A 21,317-nucleotide genomic window follows, 5' to 3' on the forward strand; every position below is an offset into this window, starting at 1 on the left:
CGGCGCGGGTCAGGGCGCCGGGGGCGGGCCGCCTCGGCCCGCGGCCCCGTCGAGGCCCGCCAGGGTCGCGAGGCGGGGACGGTCACCGGCGGCGTCCGCCGCGTCCGCGACCGCGACCATGTCGTGCCAGGCCCGGACGAGGTTCCCGCCGGCCAGCTTGGCGAGGTCGGCGTCGGACCAGCCCCGGTCGGCGAGGGCCGCGAGCAGGCGCGGGTACCCGCTGACGTCCTCCAGCCCGGCCGGCAGGGAGTCGGTGCCGTCGTAGTCGCCCCCGAGGCCGACGTGGTCGATCCCCGCGACCTCGCGCACGTGTTCGACGTGGGCGACGACGTCCTCCAGCGTGGCCGCGGGCTTCGGGCCGAGGTTCTCGCGCACGAAGGCGGCCATCGCCTCGTAGTCGTTGGCGTCCACGCCGGAGGTGGCTGCCAGCTCGCGCCCCTGCGCCCGCCAGCGCGCGGCGGCGGGGGAGACGAACTCGGTGACGAAGGTGACCATGCAGACGCCGCCACCGGCGGCCAGTCGCACCAGGACGTCGTCGGGCACGTTGCGGGGCGAGTCGCAGACCGCCCGGGCGCTCGAGTGGCTGAAGATCACCGGGGCCGAGCTCACGGCCAGGGCGTCCCGCATCGTGTCGGCCGAGACGTGGGACAGGTCGACGAACATCCCGAGCCGGTTCATCTCCCGCACGACCTCCCGCCCGAACTCGGAGAGGCCCCCGAGCACAGGGGTGTCCGTCGCGGAGTCGGCCCACGGGACGTTGTGGTTGTGCGTCAGCGTCATGTAGCGGACCCCGAGCGCGAAGAGCATCCGCAGCACGCCGAGCGAGCTGCCGATCGAGTGCCCGCCCTCGGCGCCGAGCATGGACGCGATCCGCCCGGACGCGAACGCCTCCTCGAGCTGCGCCGGGGTCGTCGCGAGCGCGAGGTGGTCGGGGTATGCCTCGACGAGGCGGTGCACGGCGTCGATCTGCTCGAGCGTCGCCACGAGCGCGTCGTCCCCGGGGAGGTTCCCGGGCACGAAGACGGACCAGAACTGGGCGCCGACCCCGCCCTCGCGCAGCCGGACGAGGTCGGTGTGGGTGTCGGCGCGCCGCCGCGTGAGGTCCATGCCGTGCCAGTCGTAGCCGTGCGCGCGGCGCGCGGTCCATGGGAGGTCGTTGTGGCCGTCGACGAGGACGTGCTCGCGCAGCAAGGCCCGGACGCGGGGCAGACTCTCGCTCATCGGACCAGCCTGCCACGCCACCCGGTCCGTGGTCGGCCGGTGTGGACCGGCGCCCGCAGCGATCGCTCGGCGGCGACCCGTAGACTCGCCCCATGACCTCGAGCACCGAACCGCACACGCGATCGGTCGCCGTCGTCAGCCTCGGGTGCGCCCGGAACGACGTCGACTCCGAGGAACTCGCGGGCCGTCTCGCGGCCGGGGGGTGGTCGCTCGTCGACGATCCCGGTGACGCCGACGTCGCGGTCGTCAACACGTGTGGCTTCGTCGAGCAGGCGAAGAAGGACTCCATCGACACGCTGCTGGCCGCGTCCGACCTCAAGGAGAGCGGTCGCACGCAGAAGGTCGTGGCGGTCGGTTGCCTCGCCGAGCGGTACGGGAAGGAGCTCGCGGACGAGCTCCCGGAGGCCGACGCCGTGCTCGGCTTCGACTCCTACGCCGATATGTCGAGCCATCTCACCGCGATCCTCGCCGGCGAACGCCCGCAGGCCCACGTGCCGCGCGACCGTCGCCGGCTCCTGCCGCTCGCGCCGTCCGGGCGCCAGGACGCGGCGAACCTCGTCGCCCTGCCCGGCCACGGGGCGGTCGCCCCGGCGCCCGAGGCCGACCTCGTGGGGGCGCCCGCCAGCGGCCCCAGCGTCGCGCGGTCACGCCTCGGCAACCGTCCGTGGGCCCCGCTGAAGATCGCGAGCGGATGCGACCGGCGGTGCTCGTTCTGCGCGATCCCCAGCTTCCGCGGCTCGTTCGTCTCGCGCCGCCCGAGCGACGTCGTCGCCGAGGCCCGCTGGCTGGCCGAGCACGACGTCAGCGAGCTATTCCTCGTCAGCGAGAACTCCACCTCCTACGGCAAGGACCTCGGGGACCTCGCCCTCCTCGAGGCGCTGTTGCCCGAGCTCGCCGCGGTCGACGGCATCGAGCGTGTCCGCGTCAGCTACCTCCAGCCGGCCGAGATGCGGCCGGGTCTGATCGAGGCCATGACGTCCGTCCCGGGCGTCGTCCCGTACTTTGACCTGTCGTTCCAGCATGCGAGCGGGCCCCTCCTGCGGCGGATGCGACGCTTCGGCGACCGTGAGGCCTTCCTCGATCTCATCGCCCGCATCCGCGCAGCGGCCCCCCACGCCGGCATCCGCAGCAACGTCATCGTCGGCTTCCCCGGCGAGACCGAGGCCGACCTCGAAGAACTGACGTCGTTCCTGTCCCAGGCCTCGCTCGACGTCGTGGGCGTGTTCGGGTACTCCGACGAGGACGGCACCGAGGCCGAGGGGCTCGACGGCCACCTGCCCGAGCACGTCGTCGCCGAACGCGTCGAGGCCCTCTCTCGGCTCGTCGAGGAGACGACCGCGCAGCGCGCCGAGGAGCGCGAGGGCGAGATCGTCGAGGTGCTCGTCGAGGTCGTCGACGACGGCGCGCCGTACGGTCGGGCCGCGCACCAGGGCCCGGAGGTCGACGGCACGTGCGTCATCCTCGGCGTGGACGACCTGGAGGTCGGCGACATCGTCGAGTGCGAGGTCATCGGCAACGAGGGCGTCGACCTCATCGTGGAACCCCGGTGGGCGCAGTGAGCACGGCGGGTCCCGGCGAGCCCACGGCGACCCCAGCGAACGCGACGGCGAGCAACTGGAACATCGCGAACGCCCTCACCGTCCTGCGCATCGCCCTCGTCCCCGTCTTCGGGTGGTTGTTGCTCGCCGACGGGGGCCACGAGGCCCCGCTGCGCTGGTGGGCGGCGGTCGTCTTCGTCCTCGCCATGGCCACCGACCGCCTCGACGGGCAACTGGCCCGGTCCCGCAACCTCATCACCGACTTCGGCAAGCTCGCCGACCCCATCGCCGACAAGGCGCTGACGGGCATGGCCTTCATCGGGCTGTCGATCGTCGGCGACCTCTGGTGGTGGGTGACCGTCCTCGTCCTCGTGCGCGAGATCGGCGTCACGCTGCTGCGCTTCGTCGTCATCCGGCACGGGGTCATGCCGGCCTCGCGCGGCGGCAAGCTCAAGACCGTGCTGCAGGCGGTCGCGTTGACGATGTTTCTCGTGCCGCTCGGCGGGTGGTGGGCGGCGCTCGCGATCGCCGCCATGGCGGCGGCGGTGCTCGTCACCGTCGTGACCGGGGTCGACTACGTGCTCGCCGCGCGGCGACTCGTCGCGGCGCCGTCGCGGACCCCGGATTCCGACGCGCACGGAACGGCCGGCCCCCGATGAACGCGCCCGCGTCGGTCGACGTCGCCGCGCTCGTCGAGCACCTCGCCCGCACCGGTCAGACGGTCGCCACGGGAGAGTCGCTCACCGGTGGACTCGTGGTCGCCACCCTCGTCGACCCGCCCGGCGCCTCCCGCGTGGTCCGGGGCGGGGTCGTCGCCTACCACAGCGACGTCAAGACGGGCCTGCTCGGCGTCGACGTCGGCGTGCTCGTGAACGGCGGACCCGTCCAGGCGGAGGTCGCGGCGCAGCTGGCCAAGGGGGCGGCGCACCGGTTCGGCGCCACGTGGGGGATCGGGACCACGGGGGTCGCCGGGCCCGCACGCTCGGAGGGCTCGGCCGTCGGGACCGTGTACGTCGCGGTGATGTCGTCCGCGACGCGCTCGGTGCGCGAGCTGCACCTGCCCGGAGACCGGGCCGCGATCCGGGTCGCGACCGTGCACGCGGCGCTGGGAATGCTGGCCGAGCTCAGCGCGCTTCACATCTGATCGGACGGCAAGCTGCTGCGGGCGCCCGATCGGCCGAACAGGTACCGTAGAGGTCGGGTTCATCGATGACGTGAGGGGAGGGGCGCCGTGGCCGTCGTGTTGAGGCATGAGGTGGGTGACGTGTTACGCACCCGCCGCCAGGGCCTGGGCCGTACCCTTCGGGACGTGTCGACGCTCGCCTCGGTCTCGCTGGGGTACCTCAGCGAGGTGGAGCGCGGCGAGAAGGAGGCCTCCTCCGAGCTGCTCGCGTCGATCTGCGCGGCCCTCGACCTGCCGATGTCCACGATGCTGCGCGATGTCTCCGACCGCCTCGAGAGCGTCGAGGAGGCCACCGAAGGCCGCCTGCGCCCGACGCGTCTCGCACCTGCCGGGGCCACGGCCGCCGCCGACGGCGCGGTCGCCCCGGCCGTCCCGCTCCCGGTCAGTACGAGCGGCGTCCTGCGCCGCGACTCCGCCGCCTGACCTCGCCGCCCCGCCCGCCGGCGGACCCGAGCGGCTCCTGCGGTCGACCGTCGTCGGCCGGCCCTGGTCCGCCCTGACACGCGGGGCACGAGAACATGGTGCGTTCCCGCGGGGCCGGTCCGATCATCGAGACCCGCACCGTGGCCCCGCACCTCAGGCAGGGTCGGCCCGATCGGGCGTGCACCCACGTCGTCGGCTCGCGCCCGCCGCGGCCCGTCGTCGTCTGGACGGCGTTCTCGCGGTTGAGCAGGAGGAGGCGCCGAGCCCGGTCGACCAGGGCCTCGAGGGCGCCGTCCGGCAGCTCGGCGATGGGCGTCCAGGGATGGAGCCGCTGGAGGAAGAGGGACTCGGCGGCGTACATCGTGCCGATCCCGGCCAGGTTGCGCTGGTCGAGCAGCGCCTCGCCGACCGCGACGTCGGGGTGGGCCCGCACCCGGTGCAGGGCCTCCGACGCGTCCCAATCCGGGCCGAGCAGGTCGGGCCCGAGGTGTCCGACGAGGGTGTGCTCCTCGCTGGTGGGGACCACGTCGAGCATGCCGAGCAGCCGCCCGAGACACGTCCACACCGACGTGCCGACGACCGCGCGCAGCCGGTGGTCGCCCAGGTCGCGGGCGCTCACGTCGCTCGTCGCTGCGACGCGCCACTGGCCGTCCATGCGCAGGTGGGAGTGGATCGTCACGCCCCCCTCCACGCGGTGGAGCACGTGCTTGCCGCGGCTGACGACCTCGAGGGTCGACCGACCGGTCAGGTCGACCTCGGCGACCCCGGCCCAGCGCAGGTCCGTGACGGTGAGCTCGGCGCCCGCGAGCGCCTGGTGCAGGCGGCGGGCGGTGCGGAAGACGGTGTCACCCTCGGGCACGACGCACCTCCGCCCGGGTCATCGAGGGCAGACCGGGTCGCCCGGTCGGTCCTGCGACGGCGGCCGCCGCGACCGATGTCGCGCGCCCTCGCAGAGGCCCGTGGGGCGGGGTGGGCGTCATCGCCGCATCCGCAGGCCGCGCGGCGTCGTCACGAACCCGGCCTCCCGGAGGGCGGCGCCGATCGGGTGCTCGGAGCGCAACGCCGCCTCGCCGTCGACCCGCTCGACGGCGAGGGCGCCGAGCCGCCCGTCGGTGACGGCGCCCGCGAGCGCGGTGGCCGTCTCGGCCAGGGGCCCGGGTTCGTCGCAGAACGCGAGCAGGCTCTTCCCGCCCCGTTCGACGTAGGCCGTGAGGCGCCCGTCATGCAGGACGACGAGCGCGCCCGCCTTGCGTCCGGGGCGGTGCCCGGTGCCCTCGCCGGCCCGGGAGTCGGGGCGACGCTCTGCCGGGGCCCGGGACCGGTCGGCGTCACCGTCGAGCTCGTCGCGCGCGCCGGCGGCGCCGCCCGCGTCCGCCGGCCCGTCGGTTCCTCGATCGGGCGCGTCCGCCGGCCCTCCCGGCCAGTCGAGGGCCGCGCCGTACGGGTTTGCGGGGTCGGTCGCGGCGAGGACGACGGCCGAGGTCACGACCCCATCGTGACCGGACACCGAGGGGCCGCGGCGGCCCGACGGGGGACCCTCGGGACCCTGACCGAGCGGTCGGGCCAGGGCGCGGAGGCGGTCGACGGCGCCGTTCGTCGCGAACTGTGCCGCCCCCAGGCCCTCGACGAAGTAGCCGCGCCGGACCTGACCGACGTCCTCGGCGGCGGCGAGCACGCGGTAGACGCCGGAGAAGCCACCCGGCACCGATTCGGCGACCACGCTCCCGCGCGTGAGGAGGCCGTACCGGTCGAGGAGGACCTCGGCCAGGGCGTAGCCCCTGATCGTCGGGTCGGGTTCGGGCGTGGGCACGAGGCTCCACCGACCCGAGGTCGTTCCGTCTCCGGAGCCCGCGGCGGCGGGAGCCCCGGTGGCCGCCCCGCCGCGTCCGGCCCCCGCCGACCATCCCGTCAAGGAGCCGAACGAGCGCCGCGAGTAGCGGCCCGGCCGGGGGGCCGGGCGCCGGCTCGTTCCCCCGGAACGGCGTCGGCCCGCGAGCAGCGCCCGCAGCGGCGCCACGCCGTCGCCGGTCACCAGGCCCGCCCAGACGAGGTCCCACAGCACGCGGGTCGCCTCGCTCGCCTCGACCCCGGATGCGGCGACGAGGTCGCGGTAGAACCACCCACCCCCGCCCGCGAGGGTGTCGAGCACGGCGCGGTGGTGCTCGGCGGGGGTGAAACCGGGATCGGGAGGCGCGACCGTCAGCGGCGCGGTCGCGGTCGGGTGCAGGGAGACCCAGCCGTCGTGGCCCGGCAGGGAACCGTGGCCCTGCCACGTCACCTCGCCGGCCGCCATGAGTTCGTCGAGCAGGTTCGGTCGGTACCCGCGCACGCGCGCCGGGAGGACGAGGGAATCCAGAGCGCTCGCCGGGAGGACCGCGCCGGCGAGTTGCTCGACGGCCCGCATCACCCCGTCGACCCCGCGCAGGTCGCCGCCGATCCCCTGCCAGGCGGGGACGAATCGGGCGAGGTCGGCCTGCTCCACCGGCTCGACCTCGGCGCGCAGCAGGGCGAGCGACCGGCGTTTGAGGATGCGCAGGACGTCGGTGTCGCAGTAGTCGAGGTGCGCGGCCTCGCCGGAGGCGGGCGGGGGCGCTCCGCCGGCGCCCGGCTCCGGCCGCGCGCCGTCCGACGCGTCCTCGGGCGACGGGCCGGTGTGGAGTGGACGGAGGTGCCCGGTGACGACGCGGCCGTCGGCGACGAGCCGGCCCAGGGCCGAGCGCACCACGGCGATGCCGAGCCCGAACCGGCGCGCGACGTCGGCCGCCCCGAAGGGGCCGTGGGTGCGGGCGTGCCGGGAGACGAGGTCGGCGAGCGGGTCGGCGCCGCCGGAAAGGAACGCCTCCGGCAGGCCCACGGGCAGGGCGACGCCGAGGGCGTCCCGCAGCCGGCCCGCGTCCTCGACGGCCGCCCACGTCGGCGCGCCCGCCACGCGGACGCGCACGAGGCGACGCGCACGCTCGAGGTCGTCCAGCCACCCGGGGACGTGCGCCGCGACGTCCTCCCGTGTCCGCGCCGCGACCTCCGCCTCGCTCAGGGGACCGAGGCGCCGCACGAGGTCGGCGACGTCCTCGGCGTGCCGCGCCCGCCGGTCGGGTTCGAGGCACTGCAGCTGCGCCTCCGTGCGGCGTACCGCCTCGGGGTCGAGCAGATCGGCGAGGGACGAGGACTGCGTCCCGAGCAGGTCGGCGAGCAGTTCCGGGTCGAGCGACAGCGCCGCCGCCCGCCGCTCCGCCAGCGGGGCGTCGCCCTCGTAGAGGTACTGGGCGACGTAGCCGAACATGAGGCTGCGGGCGAACGGCGACGCAGTGGGCGTCTCGACCTCGACGACCCGCACCGCCCGCGAGGCGATCCGCGACATGAGGTCGACGAGACCGTCCACGTCGAAGACGTCCCGGAGGCACTCCCGCACCGCCTCGAGGACGATCGGGAACGACTCGTACCGGGAGGCGACCGCCAGCAGCGAGGCCGAGCGTTGCCGCTGCTGCCACAGGGCCTGCCGGCGGCCGGGATTGCGCCGGGGGAGGAGGAGGGCGCGGGCCGCGCACTCCCGGAAGCGCGACGCGAACAGCGCCGACCCCCCGATCCGTTCGGTGACGAGGTCGCGGACGTCGTCGGCGGCCAGGACGATGGCGTCGACGACCTCGTCGGGGCGGCCGGGGCCCGTCGACCAGCCGTCGGCCTCCGGGCCTCCCGGGGGTCCGTCGGCGGACCCGAGCCCGCCGGACCCGCCGCCGAACTCGACGTCGGGCAGGCGCAGGACGATCCCGTCGTCGCCGTGCATGGCCTGCACGTCGAGGCCGAACCGCTCCTCCATCCGGGCCGCGATGCACAGCGCCCACGGCGCGTGCACCTGGCTGCCGAAGGGGGAGTGCACGACGATCCGCCAGTCGCCGATCTCGTCGCGGAAGCGTTCGACGACGATGGTCCGGTCGTCGGGCACGTGCCCCGTCGCCTCGGACTGCTCGCGGACGTAGGCGAGCAGGTTGTCGGCCGCCCAGTCGTCGAGCCCGGCCTCGAGCAGCCTGACCCGGGAGGCCTCCGGTGGATCGGCGGCCATCGCCCCGACGAACGCCCCGACGGCCGCGCCCAGCTCGGCGGGGCGGCCCAGGGTGTCGCCCTTCCAGAACGGCAGCCGCCCCGCCGCCCCGGGGGCGGGCGAGACGAGGACCCGGTCGTGGGTGATGTCCTCGATGCGCCAGGTGGACGTCCCGAGTGTGAAGACGTCGCCGACGCGCGACTCGTAGACCATCTCCTCGTCGAGTTCACCGACGCGCCGGCTCGCGCGCTCGTCGCCCGAGGCGAGGAAGACGCCGTACAGCCCCCGATCGGGGATCGTGCCGCCGCTCGTGACGGCGAGGCGCTGCGCGCCCGGGCGGCCGGTGAGCGTGTTGGTGACGCGGTCCCACACGATGCGCGGTCGCAGTTCCGCGAACTCCTCGGAGGGGTAGCGACCGGCGAGCATGTCGAGGACCGACTCGAGCACCGGCCGGGACAGGGTCGCGTAGGGCGCCGACTCACGCACGACCCGCAGCAGGTCGTCCACCGCCCAGTCGTCGAGGGCGCACATCGCCACCACCTGCTGGGCCAGCACGTCGAGCGGGTTGGCGGGGATGCGCAGCGCCTCGATCCCGCCGCGGCGCATCTGCTCGACGACGACGGCGCTCTGCACCAGGTCTCCGCGGTACTTGGGCAGGAACACGCCGCGCGAGACGGCCCCCACCTGGTGGCCGGCCCGGCCCACCCGCTGCAGACCGCTCGCGACGCTGGGCGGCGACTCCACCTGGACGACGAGGTCGATCGCACCCATGTCGATGCCCAGCTCGAGGCTGCTCGTGGCGACGACCGCGGGCAGCCGACCGGCCTTGAGCGCGTCCTCGATCTCGGCCCGCACCTCCTTGCTCACCGACCCGTGGTGGGCCCGCGCGAGGACCGGTGGCGCGCCGGCCGACGTGCCCGACTGCCCCGTGAGCTGCGCCGGCGGCCGGGGCGCGGGGGCGTCGTGTGTCGCGGGGTCGACGTACCAGTCGTCGTCGTCTCCGTCTTGGTCCAGGCCCGGGTCGCCCTGCCCACCCTCGGCACCGTCGGGGTGCGCGACGTCCGACGTGACCACCCCGACGACCGGCTCCCCGGTGTCCTCGGTCCCCGCTGCGTCCACTGTGTCCTTCGTGTCCTCGGGGCCCCCGACGGGCGCCGGTCCGGCCGCCTCGAGCCGCTCCGCCCAGATCTCGTTGAGCCGGCTCGTGAGGCGTTCCGCGAGGCGACGGGAGTTGGCGAAGACGAGGGTGGAGGTGTGTTCCGCCACGAGGTCGACGATGCGCTCCTCGACGTGCGGCCAGATGGAGCTCCGGTTCTCGGCGCCCGCGGCGGGGCCCGAGAGGTCCTCGGTCACCGCGCCCAGCTCGCCCATGTCGGGCACCGGCACGACGACGTCGAGGTCCCAGCGCTTGGCCGCCGGGGGAGCGACGATGCGGACCTGCCCGGTGCCGGAGAGGAACCGGCCCACCTCCTCGACGGGCCGGACCGTCGCCGACAGCCCGATGCGCTGGGGCCGCCGCTGCGCGAGCGCGTCGAGGCGGGCGAGGCTCACGGCCAGGTGGGCCCCCCGCTTCGTGCCGGCCACCGCGTGGATCTCGTCGACGATGACCGCCTCCACGCCGACGAGGCTCTCCCGCGCGCGGGACGTGAGCAGGAGGAACAGCGACTCGGGGGTCGTGATGAGGATGTCGCTGGGCCGGCGCGTGAACGCGGCGCGCTCCCGGGCCGGGGTGTCGCCGGAGCGGGTGGCGACGGTCACGTGCGAGAAGGGTTCGTCGAGCCGGGCCGCTGCCCGCTCGATGCCCACGAGAGGGGAGCGCAGGTTGCGCTCGACGTCGACCGCCAGCGCCTTCAGGGGCGAGACGTAAAGGATCCGGCAGGCCCGCTCCGGGTCGGGGCGCGGGGACGTGGCGAGACGGTCGAGGCCCCACAGGAACGCCGAGAGGGTCTTGCCGGATCCGGTCGGGGCGACGACGAGCGTGTCCTCCCCGGAGCTGATCGACGCCCAGGCCGCCGCCTGTGCCGGCGTCGGGGCCGCGAACGCCTCGGTGAACCACGTGCGCGTGGGCGGGGAGAACCGCGCGAGCACGTCGTCGTCGACCGACGCGTCGGCTGTGTGGGCCGGGTCGGCCGGCGCGAGCGGCTCGGCACGGGGCGCGGAGTCCGCGGGCGGCGTGGAGGTCATGGTCGGCCCAGCCTGACATCCCGCACCGACAAGGTCGTCACCCGAGCGGTCCGCACGCGCCACCCTCCGGGTTTCACGCTCACCCGACCCGCGAGGCCGCACCGGGCGGTGGTTGACTCGCCTCCGTGAGAGAGAGCCGTTTCTGGGAACTCATGGACGACGAGTTCGGGCCCGGCTACGCGCGCAGTGTCGCCTCGGGCCAGGCGTTGACCGCGCTCGACGGGCGCACCGCCGACGAGGCCCTGGCGGGGGGCGTCCCCGCCCGCCGCGTGTGGTCCGCCGTGTGCGAGCAGATGTCCGTGCCCGAGGGCCGACGCCTCGGAGTGGACCACCCGCCCCGGGAACCTCGGCCTCAGGATCTCTGACGAGGCGCTCCCGCGCCCCCTCTCGTCGGCCGGGCGTGAGCGCCGCGCTCAGCGGTCCCGCACCCGGGCGGTCACCCCGACGGGGCAGGGCGAGACGCCGAGCATGTGCTGACTCACCGACCCCAGGAGGAGGCCGGCGAAGCCGCCGCGCCCCCGGCTGCCGACGACGAGGAGGTCGGCGTCGGCGGTGGCCGCGAGGACGACGTCCTCGGTCCGCCCGCGCGTCACGTGCATCTCGGCCGCGACCTCCGGGTGGGCCGATCCGGCCTCGGCGACGATCCGCTCCAACGTGCGCTCGTGACCGCCGACGACCCGCGCCCACTGGGGCGAGTCGGGGGTGGTGACGACCACGCCGTCGACCATCTCCAGCCACCACGCGAGGACGAGGTCGACGCGTCCGCCCGGCCCCGCCATGTCGAACGCGAAGTGGGCGGCCCGCACCGAGTCGACCGACCCGTCGACCCCGACGGTGATCTTCATCGATCCGCCCGGGTGACGGGTCTGCCCCTCGCGGACGACGACGACGGGGCCGTGGGCGTGCGCCGCGGTCTGCAGGGACACCGTCCCGAGGACGGAACTGGCCACGCGCCCCTGGCCGCGGTTCCCGACGACGACCATCGACGCCTCGCGGCTCGCCTCCACGAGGGGGCCGGCGGGGCGGCCCCAGGGCCGCGAGAACGTCAGGGGGACGTCCGGGGCGAGACCGCGGACGAATTCGCTCGCCTCGTCGACGACGGTGGAGCTCGAGTCCATCGCGTCGAGCTCGGGGTTGGTCCAGGCGACCGAGCTGTCGAGATGCGCAGCGCCGATGTACACCTCGCGCGAGCACAGCAGGTGCAACGGGCGCCCGCGTCGGACGGCCTCGCTCACGGCCCAGGCCAGGGCGGCGCGGGCCCCCGTCGAGCCGTCGACGCCGACGACGACGGCGCCGGTGGGGACGTCGTGGCCCTCGGAGGCGTTGGACGTGTCGGCATCCTGCCCGAGGCCGTGTCCGGGGCCACGGCCGGGGGCACGGCCCTGCCCGGCGGGTGCGTCGGTGGCGCGGGGGGCGGTGTGGTCGGAGGCGCTCATGCCCCATTGTCGCCCGGAACACCCTCTCGTGTCCCCGAAGTCGACGGCCGGAACGAGGAGCGTGCGAGGCGTCCGGCGTGTCGCCCGGGTCGTGCTCGCTTTCGAACACGCGTTCGCTAGGGTGGCCGCAGGAGCACAGGCCGTCGGGCACGGTCGCGCGGTGCGATCCCGTCCACAGCGGGGACGCGGCGCGGCGACCTTGTCGGTGGTGGCTCCTAGCGTCTGACCCGACGCCCGATCCGGGCGCGGGTCGCAGGTAGGCGCGGACCACATCGAGACGAAAGAAGGTGCGGCCATGGCCGTGACGACGGATCAGAAGCACAAGTCACTCGACACCGTGATGGCGCAGATCGAGAAGAACTACGGCAAGGGCGCCGTCATGCGCCTGGGCGAGGACGTGCGTCCCCCCGTGAGCGTCATCCCCACCGGGTCGATCTCGCTCGACGTCGCCCTCGGCATCGGCGGGCTGCCCCGTGGCCGCGTGGTCGAGATCTACGGCCCGGAGTCCTCCGGTAAGACGACGGTCGCGCTGCACGCCGTGGCCAGCGCCCAGCGCGCGGGCGGCATCGCCGCCTTCATCGACGCCGAGCACGCCCTCGACCCCGAGTACGCCAAGAAGCTCGGCGTCGACACCGACGCGCTCCTCGTCAGCCAGCCCGACACGGGGGAGCAGGCGCTCGAGATCGCCGACATGCTCATCCGGTCCGGGGCTCTCGACGTCATCGTCGTCGACTCCGTGGCCGCCCTCGTCCCGCGCGCCGAGATCGAGGGCGAGATGGGCGACAGCCACGTGGGTCTGCAGGCGCGCCTCATGAGCCAGGCGCTGCGCAAGCTCACCGGCGCCCTCAACAGCTCGGGCACGACGGCCATCTTCATCAACCAGCTCCGCGAGAAGATCGGCGTCATGTTCGGCTCCCCGGAGACGACGACCGGCGGCAAGGCGCTCAAGTTCTACGCCTCGGTCCGCCTCGACGTCCGCCGCATCGAGACGCTCAAGGACGGCACCGACGCCGTCGGCAACCGCACCCGCGTCAAGGTCGTCAAGAACAAGATGTCGCCCCCGTTCAAGCAGGCGGAGTTCGACATCATCTACGGCCAGGGCATCTCGCGCGAGGGTGGTCTCATCGACATGGGCGTGGAGCACGGCTTCGTCAAGAAGTCCGGGGCCTGGTACACGTGCGAGGGGGACCAGCTCGGGCAGGGCAAGGAGAACGCCCGCAACTTCCTGCGCGACAACCCCGGTCTGGCCGACGAGATCGAGCGCAAGATCAAGGCCAAGCTCGGCATCGGGGTCGTCCCCGACGACCTGTCCGAGCTCGAGGCCGACCTGTCCGCGCCTCCGACCGCCGAGGCGAACGGCAAGGGCAGGGCCAAGGCGGCGCCGGTCGCCGAGGTGCCCGTCGGGTTCTGAGCCCGTGACGACCCGGCTCGACCAGGCCCGGGCGGCGCTCGCCGAGGCCGAAAGGCTCGCCCGCACACCCCCGGCGGACCGCCCCGCATCGCCGCGCGGTGCGGGGCCGCCGCGGGTGGACGCACTCCCGCCGACCCCGGACGCGGGCGGTGGAGGTGGTGCCGCCCCGGGGCCGCAGGGGGAGCGACGGGCGGGTCCGATCGGCCCGTCGCCCTCTTCTCCGGCGGCGACGGCGACGTCGACCCGCGGCACGCGGCGGCGGGGCCGTCCGGTGAGCGAGGCCCCCGAGGCCACGAGCCGCGATCCCGACGCCGACAGCCATCAGGTGGCGCGGCAGATCGTCCTGCGCCAGCTGGCGATGGCCCCCCACAGCCGCGCCCAGCTCGAGGAGAAGCTCGCGGCGAAGGACTGCGCTCCCGATGTGGCGGCGGCCGTGCTCGACCGCTTCACCGAGGTCGGGCTCGTCGACGACGAGGCCTACGCCGAGATGCTCGTCCGGTCCCAGCACGCCGGGCGGGGGCTCGCCCGCCGCGCCCTCGCGCACGAGCTGCGGCGCAAGGGTGTCGACCCCGACACCGCGACCGCGGCGCTGGAGGAGGTCGACCCCGCCGACGAGCGGATCCGGGCGCGCGAGCTCGTCGACAAGCGCCTGCGCAGCATGGGCGGGCTGGGCGTCGAGGTGGCCACCCGTCGCCTCGCCGGCATGCTCGCCCGCAAGGGCTACCCCGCCGACGTGGCCTACGGCGTGATCCGGGACGCGATCGCGGACAGCGAGGAGTACCGGCGCGACTGACGGCCGGCCCGGGGCCCGTCGGTGCCGCGGGCCGGATGGGCGGCCGCCGGCCACCTCCGCCCCGCGTGGTCGACCCGGGCGGGGCGCCCTGCGAGAATGGACGGCGATGAAGACCTACGACGTGCGCACCCACGGGTGCCAGATGAACGTGCACGACTCGGAGCGGCTGGCGGGGTTGCTCGAGACAGCGGGCTACGTCGACCTCGCCGGCCTGCCGGCCGACGGGCGGCCCGAGACGGCCGACGTCGTCGTGTTCAACACGTGCGCGGTCCGCGAGAACGCCGACAACAAGCTGTACGGCAACCTCGGCCAGCTCCGCCCCGCCAAGCTGCGCAACCCCGATCTGCAGATCGCGGTCGGCGGGTGCATGGCGCAGAAGGACCGCGACACCATCGTCGAGCGCGCCCCCTGGGTCGACGTCGTCTTCGGTACCCACAACATCGGGTCCCTGCCGGCGCTCCTCGACCGGGCGCGCCACAACAAGCGCGCGCAGGTCGAGATCCTGGAGTCGCTCGAGACGTTCCCCTCGACGCTGCCGACCCGGCGCGACTCCGCCTACGCCGGGTGGGTGTCGATCTCCGTCGGGTGCAACAACACGTGCACGTTCTGCATCGTGCCGAGCCTGCGGGGCAAGGAGGCCGATCGGCGCCCGGGCGACGTGCTCGCCGAGATCCGTGCGCTCGTCGACCAGGGCGTCGTCGAGGTGACCCTGCTCGGCCAGAACGTCAACAGCTACGGCGTCGAGTTCGGCGATCGGTACGCGTTCGGCAAGCTGCTGCGCGCCTGCGGTGACATCGACGGCCTCGAGCGGGTGCGGTTCACGAGCCCGCACCCCGCGGCGTTCACCGACGACGTCATCGACGCGATGGAGCAGACGCCCAACGTCATGCCCAGCCTGCACATGCCGCTCCAGGCGGGGTCGGACCGGGTGCTGCGCGCCATGCGACGGTCCTACCGCAGCGAGAGGTTCCTCGGCATCCTCGACCGGGTGCGCGAGCGTATCCCGGACGCCGCGATCACGACCGACCTCATCGTCGGCTTCCCGGGTGAGACCGAGGAGGACTTCCAGGCCACCCTCGACGTCGTGGCCGCCGCCCGCTTCTCCAGCGCCTTCACCTTCCAGTACTCCATCCGACCCGGCACTCCGGCGGCGACGATGGACGACCAGATCCCGAAAGCCGTGGTGCAGGAGCGGTTCGATCGTCTCGTCGCGCTGCAGGACGACATCTCGTGGTCCGAGAACCGGCGCCTGGAGGGCCGCGACGTCGAGGTCCTCGTGGCGCCCGGGGAGGGCCGCAAGGACGCCGAGACAGCCCGGCTCTCGGGCCGCGCGCGCGACAACCGCCTCGTCCACTTCGGGGTCCCCGCGGGTGCGTCCCGGCCGCGGCCGGGTGACGTCGTCACCGTCGGTGTGACGCGCGGGGCCCCGCACCACCTCGTCGCGGACGCCGCGATGGTCGGCGACGGCACCTATCGCGTCCGGGCGACGGCCGGCGGCGATGCCTGGGAGCGGTTGCAGGACGCGCCGGTCCCGGGCAAGCCGGCGGTGACGCTCGGGATGCCGACGATCGGCGCCCCGAGCACGGCAGCGGCGCCGGCGCCCGCCTGCGCGCGCTGATCGGCCGGGAACGCCCGCCGCGGGGGTGAAACCCCGACGCCGCCGACACGGGTCCCGACGACACGGGTCCCGCCCCCAGGCGCGGACACGACGGGCGCCGACACGGCGGGCGCCGACACGACGACAGGCCCCACCGTGGTGGTGGGGCCTGTCGCCGTCGTGCCGCTCGTGATCGACCCGGTCGCGTCACGGGCCGGTCACGAGACCGGTGTCACTGCGAGTTGTCGCCGACGCGCTCGTCGCCCTGCGCCTGGGCCTGGTCGATCTGCTCGGAGAACTTGCCGCCGGTCCTGCTGTCCGCAGCGTTCCCCGCCTGCTCGAGCCCCTGGTCGGTGGCGCCCTCGATCTTGTCGCCGTGCTGCTCGTTGAGCTCGGAAGCCTTGCCGGCGAGGTTGTCGAACTGGCTCATGGTCGCTCTCCTTCTGCTGAGGTCACGTGCTCGGTGGGGCCGCGTGCCGCCGCCACCGCCGCGGCGTGGCGCCGCGGTGTCACTGTGCCTCGGCGCCGGCGTTCCATGCCACCGGGCGACGGATCTCTCGCATGTCGAGACCCGGCCGGACACCCCCGGAGGAGGTCCCCGCTTCCGCCACCGGGCGGCGTCCATGGGGATCGTCGCGTCGGTGAGACTGGGCACGTGAGCGATCCCGACCTTCGCCAGGCCCCCGAGGACGTCGACCCGCAGACGCCCGTCGCCCCCGTCGTCGCCGTGGTCGGGGCGACCGCGACGGGCAAGAGCGCGGTGGCGATCGAGGTCGCGGAGGCCTTGGGCGGCGAGGTCGTCGGCGCCGACGCGAGCCAGCTGTACCGCGGCATGGACATCGGCACGGCGAAGGTCCGGCCGCAGGAGCGCCGCGGCATCCCGCACCACCAGCTCGACGTCCTGGACATCGACCAGGACGCGAGCGTCGCGGCCTACCAGCGCCACGCCCGCGCCGACCTCGCCGGGATCCGCGCGCGCGGGCGGGTGCCGATCCTCGCGGGCGGATCGGGGTTGTACGTGCGTGCGGTGCTCGACCGGCTCGAGATCCCGCCGACCGACCCGAGGGTGCGCGCCCGGCTCGAGGCGGAGCTCGAGGCGTCCGGCGCGGCGCCGCTGCGGGCGCGGCTCGAGTCGCTCGACCCGGTCGCGGCGGGGTCGATCGAGCCGCACAACACCCGGCGGATCGTGCGCGCCCTCGAGGTCGTCGAACTCACCGGCCGGCCCTTCTCCGCGACCCTGCCCGTGCGCGAGTACGTGACCCCCACCCTCGCCTTCGCCATCGGCGTCGAGACCGGCGAGCTCGACGCCCGCATCGGGGCCCGCACCCGGGCCATGTTCGACGAAGGTCTCGTGGGTGAGGTGGAGGCCCTCGCGGCCCGGGGATTGGCCGACACCCGGACCGCGTCGAGGTCGGTCGGGTACCGCCAGGTCCTCGACCACCTCGAGGGGCGCCTGACCTTGCCGGAGGCGATCGAGGCGACCGCGCAGGCCACCCGACGCCTCGCCCGCCGGCAGGTGCGCTGGTTCGGTCCGGACTCCCGCATCCGGGTCCTGCAGGCCGACCGCGCGGTCGGCGAGATCATCGCCGCCCACGGGCGGGCGCGTCCTTCGCTCGACCCCCGGTGATCGCGGCGGCCGGGCGGGGGAGAATGCGACGGTGAGCCTCCACGATCCCGAGACCCCCCGGCCCGCCGACGCACCGCCGGCCGCGCCGGCCCGGCGCGAGGGTCTCGGCGCCCCCGGCGATCGACCCGCGGGTGCGGCCTTCACGAAGGGGCACGGCACGGAGAACGACTTCGTCCTGCTGCCCGACCCGGACGGCCGCCTCGACCTCGACGAGCACGCCGTGCGCCGACTCGCCGACCGACGCGGCGGCATCGGTGGCGACGGCGTCATCCGGGTCGTGCCGACCCGGTGCAGCGACGAGCCCGCGGTGCGGGCGCAGGCCGATCGGGCGTCCTGGTTCATGGACTACCGCAACGCGGACGGGTCGAAGGCCGAGATGTGCGGGAACGGGACGCGGGTCTTCGCGGCGTACCTGCGTCGGGCGGGCTGGGAGACCGCCGACGAGTTCGCGATCGCCACGCGGGCCGGGGTCAAGCGGGTGCAGGTCCGGGGGGCGGGGGCGACGACGGAGTACGCGACCGACCTGGGCCCGTGGCGCCTCGCCGACGAGGAGATGTTCGCGCGCCAGGGCTACGACCGGCTCGTCGACGTCCCCGGACTCGGGCCCGTCCCCGGACTGAGCCTCGACCTCGGCAACCCGCACGTCGTCGTCGCCCTGCCCGAGGACGTCGACCTCGCCGGTCTCGACCTGACGGCGGCTCCGGCGGTCGACCCGCCCGTCCCCGGCGGCGTCAACGTCGAGCTGGCGCAGCCGCTCGGCGACGGCCACCTCCAGATGCGGGTCCACGAGCGCGGGGTCGGCGAGACGCGATCCTGCGGGACCGGGGCCGCGGCCGCCGCGCTCGCGCTCATGCTGTGGAGCGGGCGACCCCGCGAGCACGGCACGTGGCGCGTCGACGTGCCGGGCGGCACCCTGCGCGTCACCGCCCTGCCGAACGCCGGGGTCGAGCTCGCCGGGCCCGCCGACCTCGTCGCCGACGGCACGACGACGCTCGTCACGCCCTGAGCGACGGGGCCGTGCGCGCGGCCTCGACCGCCGTCGCCGGTGGGGGCGTCGAGGCGGTCGGGTCCCGCGTCGGGCCTGACCCGTTGTGCGCCAGGCCGACCGGGCCTAGGCTCACGGCGCATGACGAACCGACCCCGTTCTCTCGCCGCGGGTGTCACCGCGGGCCTCCTGCTCGTCGGCACCCCCGCCCTGGCGGGGGCGGTCACCCCGCCGACCTCGACCGAACCGTCCCCGGCCCTCGACCCTGCCGCGGGCACGCGGGCCGCGACCCCGACCCGGCGGCCGACGACGAAGGTCCCGACGATGACCGGAGCCGGTGGGGCCGTCTCGTCGGTCGACGAGACCGCCACCGCGGTGGGCATCGACGTGCTCCGGCGCGGCGGCAACGCCGTCGACGCGGCCGTCGCCACCGCGGCCACCCTCGGGGTCACCGAGCCGTTCAGCTCCGGCATCGGCGGCGGCGGCTTCTTCGTGTACTACGACGCCGCGTCCGGCCGGGTCCACACGATCGACGGTCGCGAGACCGCGCCGCGCGCGTTCACCCCGACGACCCTGACCGACGGCGCCGGCAAGGCCCTGGAGTTCGACGAGGTCGTCTCGTCCGGGTTGTCGGTCGGCGTCCCCGGCACGCCCGCCACGTGGGACGCGGCGGTCTCCGCCTGGGGGACCAGGTCGCTGGGCTCGCTGCTCGCGCCCGCCGAGAAGGTGGCGCGGCGCGGGTTCACCGTGGACGCGTACTACCGCTCTCACACGGCGAGCAACGCGAAGCGCTTCGCGATGTTCCCCGACACGGCGGAACTGTTCCTGCCCGGCGGCGCGCCCCCGGCGGTCGGCTCCACCTTCCGCAACCCCGACCTCGCCCGCACCTACCGCCAGATCGCGCGCCACGGCGTCGACGTCATGTACCGGGGCCGCATCGGCAAGGACGTCGTCGCCGCCGCCACCCGGCCGCGCACGGCCCCCGGGCTCACCGTGCGGAGCAGCCCGATGACGCCGGCCGACGTCGCCGCCTACCGGGTGCGTCGGCCGGCGCCCGTGGTCGCTGCCTACCGGGACCTGCAGATCGTGGGCATGGGGGTGCCGAGCTCCGGGGGGATCGCCGTCGGCGAGATCCTCGGCCTCATGGAGGCCTATGCCGCGCGGACGAAGGTGAGCACTGCGGCCGCGACCCCGGTCGACCACCTCCACCGGTTCGCGGAGGCGAGCGCCACGGCGTTCGCCGACCGCAACCGATGGGTGGGGCACGTCCCCGGGGTCCCCACGCGCGAGCTCCTCTCGCGCGGATTCCTCGGCGAGCGCGCGTGCGGGTTCGATCCCGCGAAGGCGGCGGCCCGACCCGTGCCGTTCGGGACGCCCGACGGCGACTACGGTGCCTGCCCCGCGTCGGCCGGCACCACCGGCGCCGGGCGCGAGGGCACCTCGACGACCCACCTCAACGTCGCCGACCGCTGGGGCAACGTCGTCTCGTACACGCTGACGATCGAGCAGACCGGCGGGTCCGGCATCACCGTCCCCGGGCGCGGGTTCCTGCTCAACAACGAGCTGACGGACTTCGACTTCGTGCCCGTGACCGCCGGGGTGCCCGACCCGAACCTGCCCGGCCCGGGCAAGCGGCCGCGCAGCTCGATGAGCCCGACCATCGTGCTCCGCGACGGGCGGCCCGTGCTGACGGTCGGGACGCCGGGCGGCGCGACGATCATCACGACCGTCTCGCAGATCCTCCTCGGCACGCTCGACCGAGGGATGCCGCTCGTCGACGCGATCGCCGCGCCGCGGATCAGCTCCCGGAACACCGGGGCCACCGCCGAGAAGACGTTCCTGGCCACCCCCGAGGCGGCAGCGCTCGCCGCGAAGGGGCACCGGCTCGACCCCGTGGACCAGATCGGCAACGCCTCCGGCATCCGCCTCCTGCCGGGGCGCCGGTTCGAGGCGGCCGCCGAGACGACCCGCGGCGGTGGCGGTTCGGCGATGGTCGTGCGCGCCGACCGCAACCGCTGACCCGACGAGCACGGCGGAGCCCGGGCCTGGGCCTGGATCCGCTCGTGTCGGGATCCGCCGGCCTCGGCGTCCTCGCCCTCAGGCGGGGACGCCGTCGTCCGGGGCGAGCGTGCGGTGGACGCGCAGGACCCGGAAGCCCTTGGCTGACGCCTCCTTGACCACGGTGAACTGCGGGGGCAGGTTGCCCCGCAGCCACACGGCGAGCGAGTCGGCCCCGAGGTTGCGCTGGACGACGAGGTAGGCGGTGCCGCCGGGCACGAGGCGGGGCAGCCAGGTCGTCAGCAACTCGTGCAGGGCGGGCTTACCGATGCGGATCGGCGGGTTCGACCAGATCTCGTCGAAGAGGAGGTCGGCCGGGACGTCCTGCGGCCGGGCCGCGACGATGCGATCGAGGCCGTGGGCGGCGGCGTTGTCCGCGAGCAGCCCGAGCGCGCGTTCGTTGACGTCGACCCCCCAGACGCGCGCCCGCGGCGAGCACAGCGCCATCGTCATCGCGATGGGCCCCCAGCCGCAGCCGAGGTCGAGGAGCTCGCCACGCTCGGGTGGGTCGGGGGTCGTGCGCAGCAGCACGGACGTGCCCAGGTCGAGGCGGTCGGGGCAGAAGATGCCGTCGGCGGTGGTCACCTCCACCCGGCGACCCGCGAGCTCCACGGTGATCGCGCGCCGCGACTCCGGACCGGAGGGCCGGGGGGTGAAGTAGTGCGGGCTCGATTCCACCCGCAGAGTGTACGGGCGCGCCCGCGCCGCCCGCCCCGCCTCGCCCCGCGGCGCAGCCCCACCCACCCCGGCCTGCGGCGCCACTCACCCCACCTGCTGCGCCGCTGCAGGCCACCGGTGGCCGCCGCGGGGCCGCCGCGGGGCGGT

The 21,317-nt window shown here is 75.0% G+C and carries 17 protein-coding genes; 11 read left to right on the forward strand and 6 right to left on the reverse strand.

All coding sequences use genetic code 11. The features are described 5' to 3' along the window. Positions 1-9: 9 nt before the first annotated feature. Positions 10-1,221 (reverse strand): dipeptidase, encoded by a 1,212-nt coding sequence (locus ICW24_RS08590; RefSeq protein WP_226345295.1) that lies wholly within the window; start codon positions 1,219-1,221, stop codon positions 10-12. 92 nt (positions 1,222-1,313) lie between these two features. Between ICW24_RS08590 and rimO the strand changes: the two genes are divergently transcribed. From rimO to ICW24_RS08610, 4 genes are all read left to right on the forward strand, one after another. Then, entirely contained in the window at positions 1,314-2,780 is a 1,467-nt protein-coding gene (rimO, locus tag ICW24_RS08595) for a 30S ribosomal protein S12 methylthiotransferase RimO (RefSeq protein WP_226345296.1), read from the forward strand. Next, on the forward strand, positions 2,777-3,418 hold the full coding sequence (pgsA, locus tag ICW24_RS08600; RefSeq protein WP_226345297.1) for a CDP-diacylglycerol--glycerol-3-phosphate 3-phosphatidyltransferase: 642 nt from the start codon (positions 2,777-2,779) through the stop codon (positions 3,416-3,418). The genes rimO and pgsA overlap by 4 nt, the downstream gene beginning before the upstream one ends. Next, positions 3,415-3,903: a CinA family protein gene (locus ICW24_RS08605; RefSeq protein ID WP_226345298.1), complete on the forward strand. Its 489-nt coding sequence runs from the start codon at positions 3,415-3,417 to the stop codon at positions 3,901-3,903. Before pgsA ends, ICW24_RS08605 begins: the two co-directional genes overlap by 4 nt. Before the next feature lie 87 nt (positions 3,904-3,990). Next, complete coding sequence (locus ICW24_RS08610; RefSeq protein ID WP_226345299.1) at positions 3,991-4,365, forward strand: helix-turn-helix domain-containing protein; 375 nt, start codon at positions 3,991-3,993, stop codon at positions 4,363-4,365. Here ICW24_RS08610 and ICW24_RS08615 read toward each other — a convergent pair. Both ICW24_RS08615 and ICW24_RS08620 read right to left on the reverse strand, forming a co-directional pair. After that, positions 4,325-5,224, reverse strand: a complete 900-nt coding sequence (locus tag ICW24_RS08615) for a DNA-formamidopyrimidine glycosylase family protein (RefSeq protein WP_226345300.1) — start codon at positions 5,222-5,224, stop codon at positions 4,325-4,327. The genes ICW24_RS08610 and ICW24_RS08615 overlap by 41 nt on opposite strands. A 117-nt stretch (positions 5,225-5,341) precedes the next feature. Continuing rightward, positions 5,342-10,585: an Lhr family helicase gene (locus ICW24_RS08620; RefSeq protein WP_226345301.1), complete on the reverse strand. Its 5,244-nt coding sequence runs from the start codon at positions 10,583-10,585 to the stop codon at positions 5,342-5,344. Between the two features lie 125 nt (positions 10,586-10,710). Between ICW24_RS08620 and ICW24_RS08625 the strand changes: the two genes are divergently transcribed. Continuing rightward, entirely contained in the window at positions 10,711-10,950 is a 240-nt protein-coding gene (locus tag ICW24_RS08625; RefSeq protein WP_226345302.1) for a DUF3046 domain-containing protein, read from the forward strand. Positions 10,951-10,998: 48 nt separating this feature from the next. Here ICW24_RS08625 and ICW24_RS08630 read toward each other — a convergent pair whose 3' ends face one another. Beyond that, positions 10,999-12,021: a universal stress protein gene (locus ICW24_RS08630; RefSeq protein ID WP_226345303.1), complete on the reverse strand. Its 1,023-nt coding sequence runs from the start codon at positions 12,019-12,021 to the stop codon at positions 10,999-11,001. A gap of 295 nt (positions 12,022-12,316) precedes the next feature. Here ICW24_RS08630 and recA point away from each other — a divergent pair, with 295 nt between their 5' ends. From recA to miaB, 3 genes are all read left to right on the forward strand, one after another. Further along, positions 12,317-13,432 carry a recombinase RecA gene (recA, locus tag ICW24_RS08635; protein ID WP_226345304.1) on the forward strand — a complete coding sequence of 372 codons (1,116 nt, stop codon included), beginning with the start codon at positions 12,317-12,319 and terminating at the stop codon, positions 13,430-13,432. A gap of 271 nt (positions 13,433-13,703) precedes the next feature. Next, a complete protein-coding gene (locus tag ICW24_RS08640; RefSeq protein ID WP_226345305.1) occupies positions 13,704-14,225 on the forward strand; it encodes a regulatory protein RecX in 522 nt (173 codons plus the stop codon). Between the two features lie 106 nt (positions 14,226-14,331). Then, positions 14,332-15,843, forward strand: a complete 1,512-nt coding sequence (miaB, locus tag ICW24_RS08645) for a tRNA (N6-isopentenyl adenosine(37)-C2)-methylthiotransferase MiaB (RefSeq protein ID WP_226345306.1) — start codon at positions 14,332-14,334, stop codon at positions 15,841-15,843. 211 nt (positions 15,844-16,054) lie between these two features. Here miaB and ICW24_RS08650 read toward each other — a convergent pair whose 3' ends face one another. After that, entirely contained in the window at positions 16,055-16,252 is a 198-nt protein-coding gene (locus ICW24_RS08650; RefSeq protein WP_226345307.1) for an antitoxin, read from the reverse strand. Between the two features lie 225 nt (positions 16,253-16,477). On the opposite strand from ICW24_RS08650, the gene miaA reads away from it, so the two are divergent. The 3 genes from miaA to ggt all read left to right on the forward strand — a co-directional run bounded on the left by miaA (position 16,478) and on the right by ggt (position 20,453). Further along, positions 16,478-17,449: a tRNA (adenosine(37)-N6)-dimethylallyltransferase MiaA gene (gene miaA / locus ICW24_RS08655; RefSeq protein ID WP_226345308.1), complete on the forward strand. Its 972-nt coding sequence runs from the start codon at positions 16,478-16,480 to the stop codon at positions 17,447-17,449. 31 nt (positions 17,450-17,480) lie between these two features. Continuing rightward, complete coding sequence (gene dapF, locus ICW24_RS08660) at positions 17,481-18,455, forward strand: diaminopimelate epimerase (protein ID WP_226345309.1); 975 nt, start codon at positions 17,481-17,483, stop codon at positions 18,453-18,455. Between the two features lie 120 nt (positions 18,456-18,575). Then, the gene (gene ggt, locus ICW24_RS08665; protein WP_226345310.1) at positions 18,576-20,453 is read left to right on the forward strand and encodes a gamma-glutamyltransferase; all 1,878 of its coding nucleotides are present in this window, start codon (positions 18,576-18,578) and stop codon (positions 20,451-20,453) included. A gap of 78 nt (positions 20,454-20,531) precedes the next feature. Here ggt and ICW24_RS08670 read toward each other — a convergent pair whose 3' ends face one another. Continuing rightward, positions 20,532-21,170: a class I SAM-dependent methyltransferase gene (locus ICW24_RS08670; RefSeq protein WP_226345311.1), complete on the reverse strand. Its 639-nt coding sequence runs from the start codon at positions 21,168-21,170 to the stop codon at positions 20,532-20,534. Positions 21,171-21,317: the final 147 nt, after the last annotated feature.

The organism is Agilicoccus flavus (genome assembly GCF_014857905.1).
Taxonomy (GTDB): Bacteria; Actinomycetota; Actinomycetes; order Actinomycetales; family Dermatophilaceae; genus Agilicoccus; species Agilicoccus flavus.

Bases quoted from the DNA above. Each gene is read 5' to 3' on its own strand.
- ggt (WP_226345310.1), top strand. From the start codon at position 18,576: ATGACGAACCGACCCCGTTCTCTCGCCGCGGGTGTCACCGCGGGCCTC.
- miaB (WP_226345306.1), top strand. From the start codon at position 14,332: ATGAAGACCTACGACGTGCGCACCCACGGGTGCCAGATGAACGTGCAC.
- ICW24_RS08630 (WP_226345303.1), bottom strand. From the start codon at position 12,021: ATGAGCGCCTCCGACCACACCGCCCCCCGCGCCACCGACGCACCCGCC.
- rimO (WP_226345296.1), top strand. From the start codon at position 1,314: ATGACCTCGAGCACCGAACCGCACACGCGATCGGTCGCCGTCGTCAGC.
- recA (WP_226345304.1), top strand. From the start codon at position 12,317: ATGGCCGTGACGACGGATCAGAAGCACAAGTCACTCGACACCGTGATG.
- ICW24_RS08605 (WP_226345298.1), top strand. From the start codon at position 3,415: ATGAACGCGCCCGCGTCGGTCGACGTCGCCGCGCTCGTCGAGCACCTC.
- ICW24_RS08620 (WP_226345301.1), bottom strand. From the start codon at position 10,585: ATGACCTCCACGCCGCCCGCGGACTCCGCGCCCCGTGCCGAGCCGCTC.
- ICW24_RS08650 (WP_226345307.1), bottom strand. From the start codon at position 16,252: ATGAGCCAGTTCGACAACCTCGCCGGCAAGGCTTCCGAGCTCAACGAG.
- ICW24_RS08590 (WP_226345295.1), bottom strand. From the start codon at position 1,221: ATGAGCGAGAGTCTGCCCCGCGTCCGGGCCTTGCTGCGCGAGCACGTC.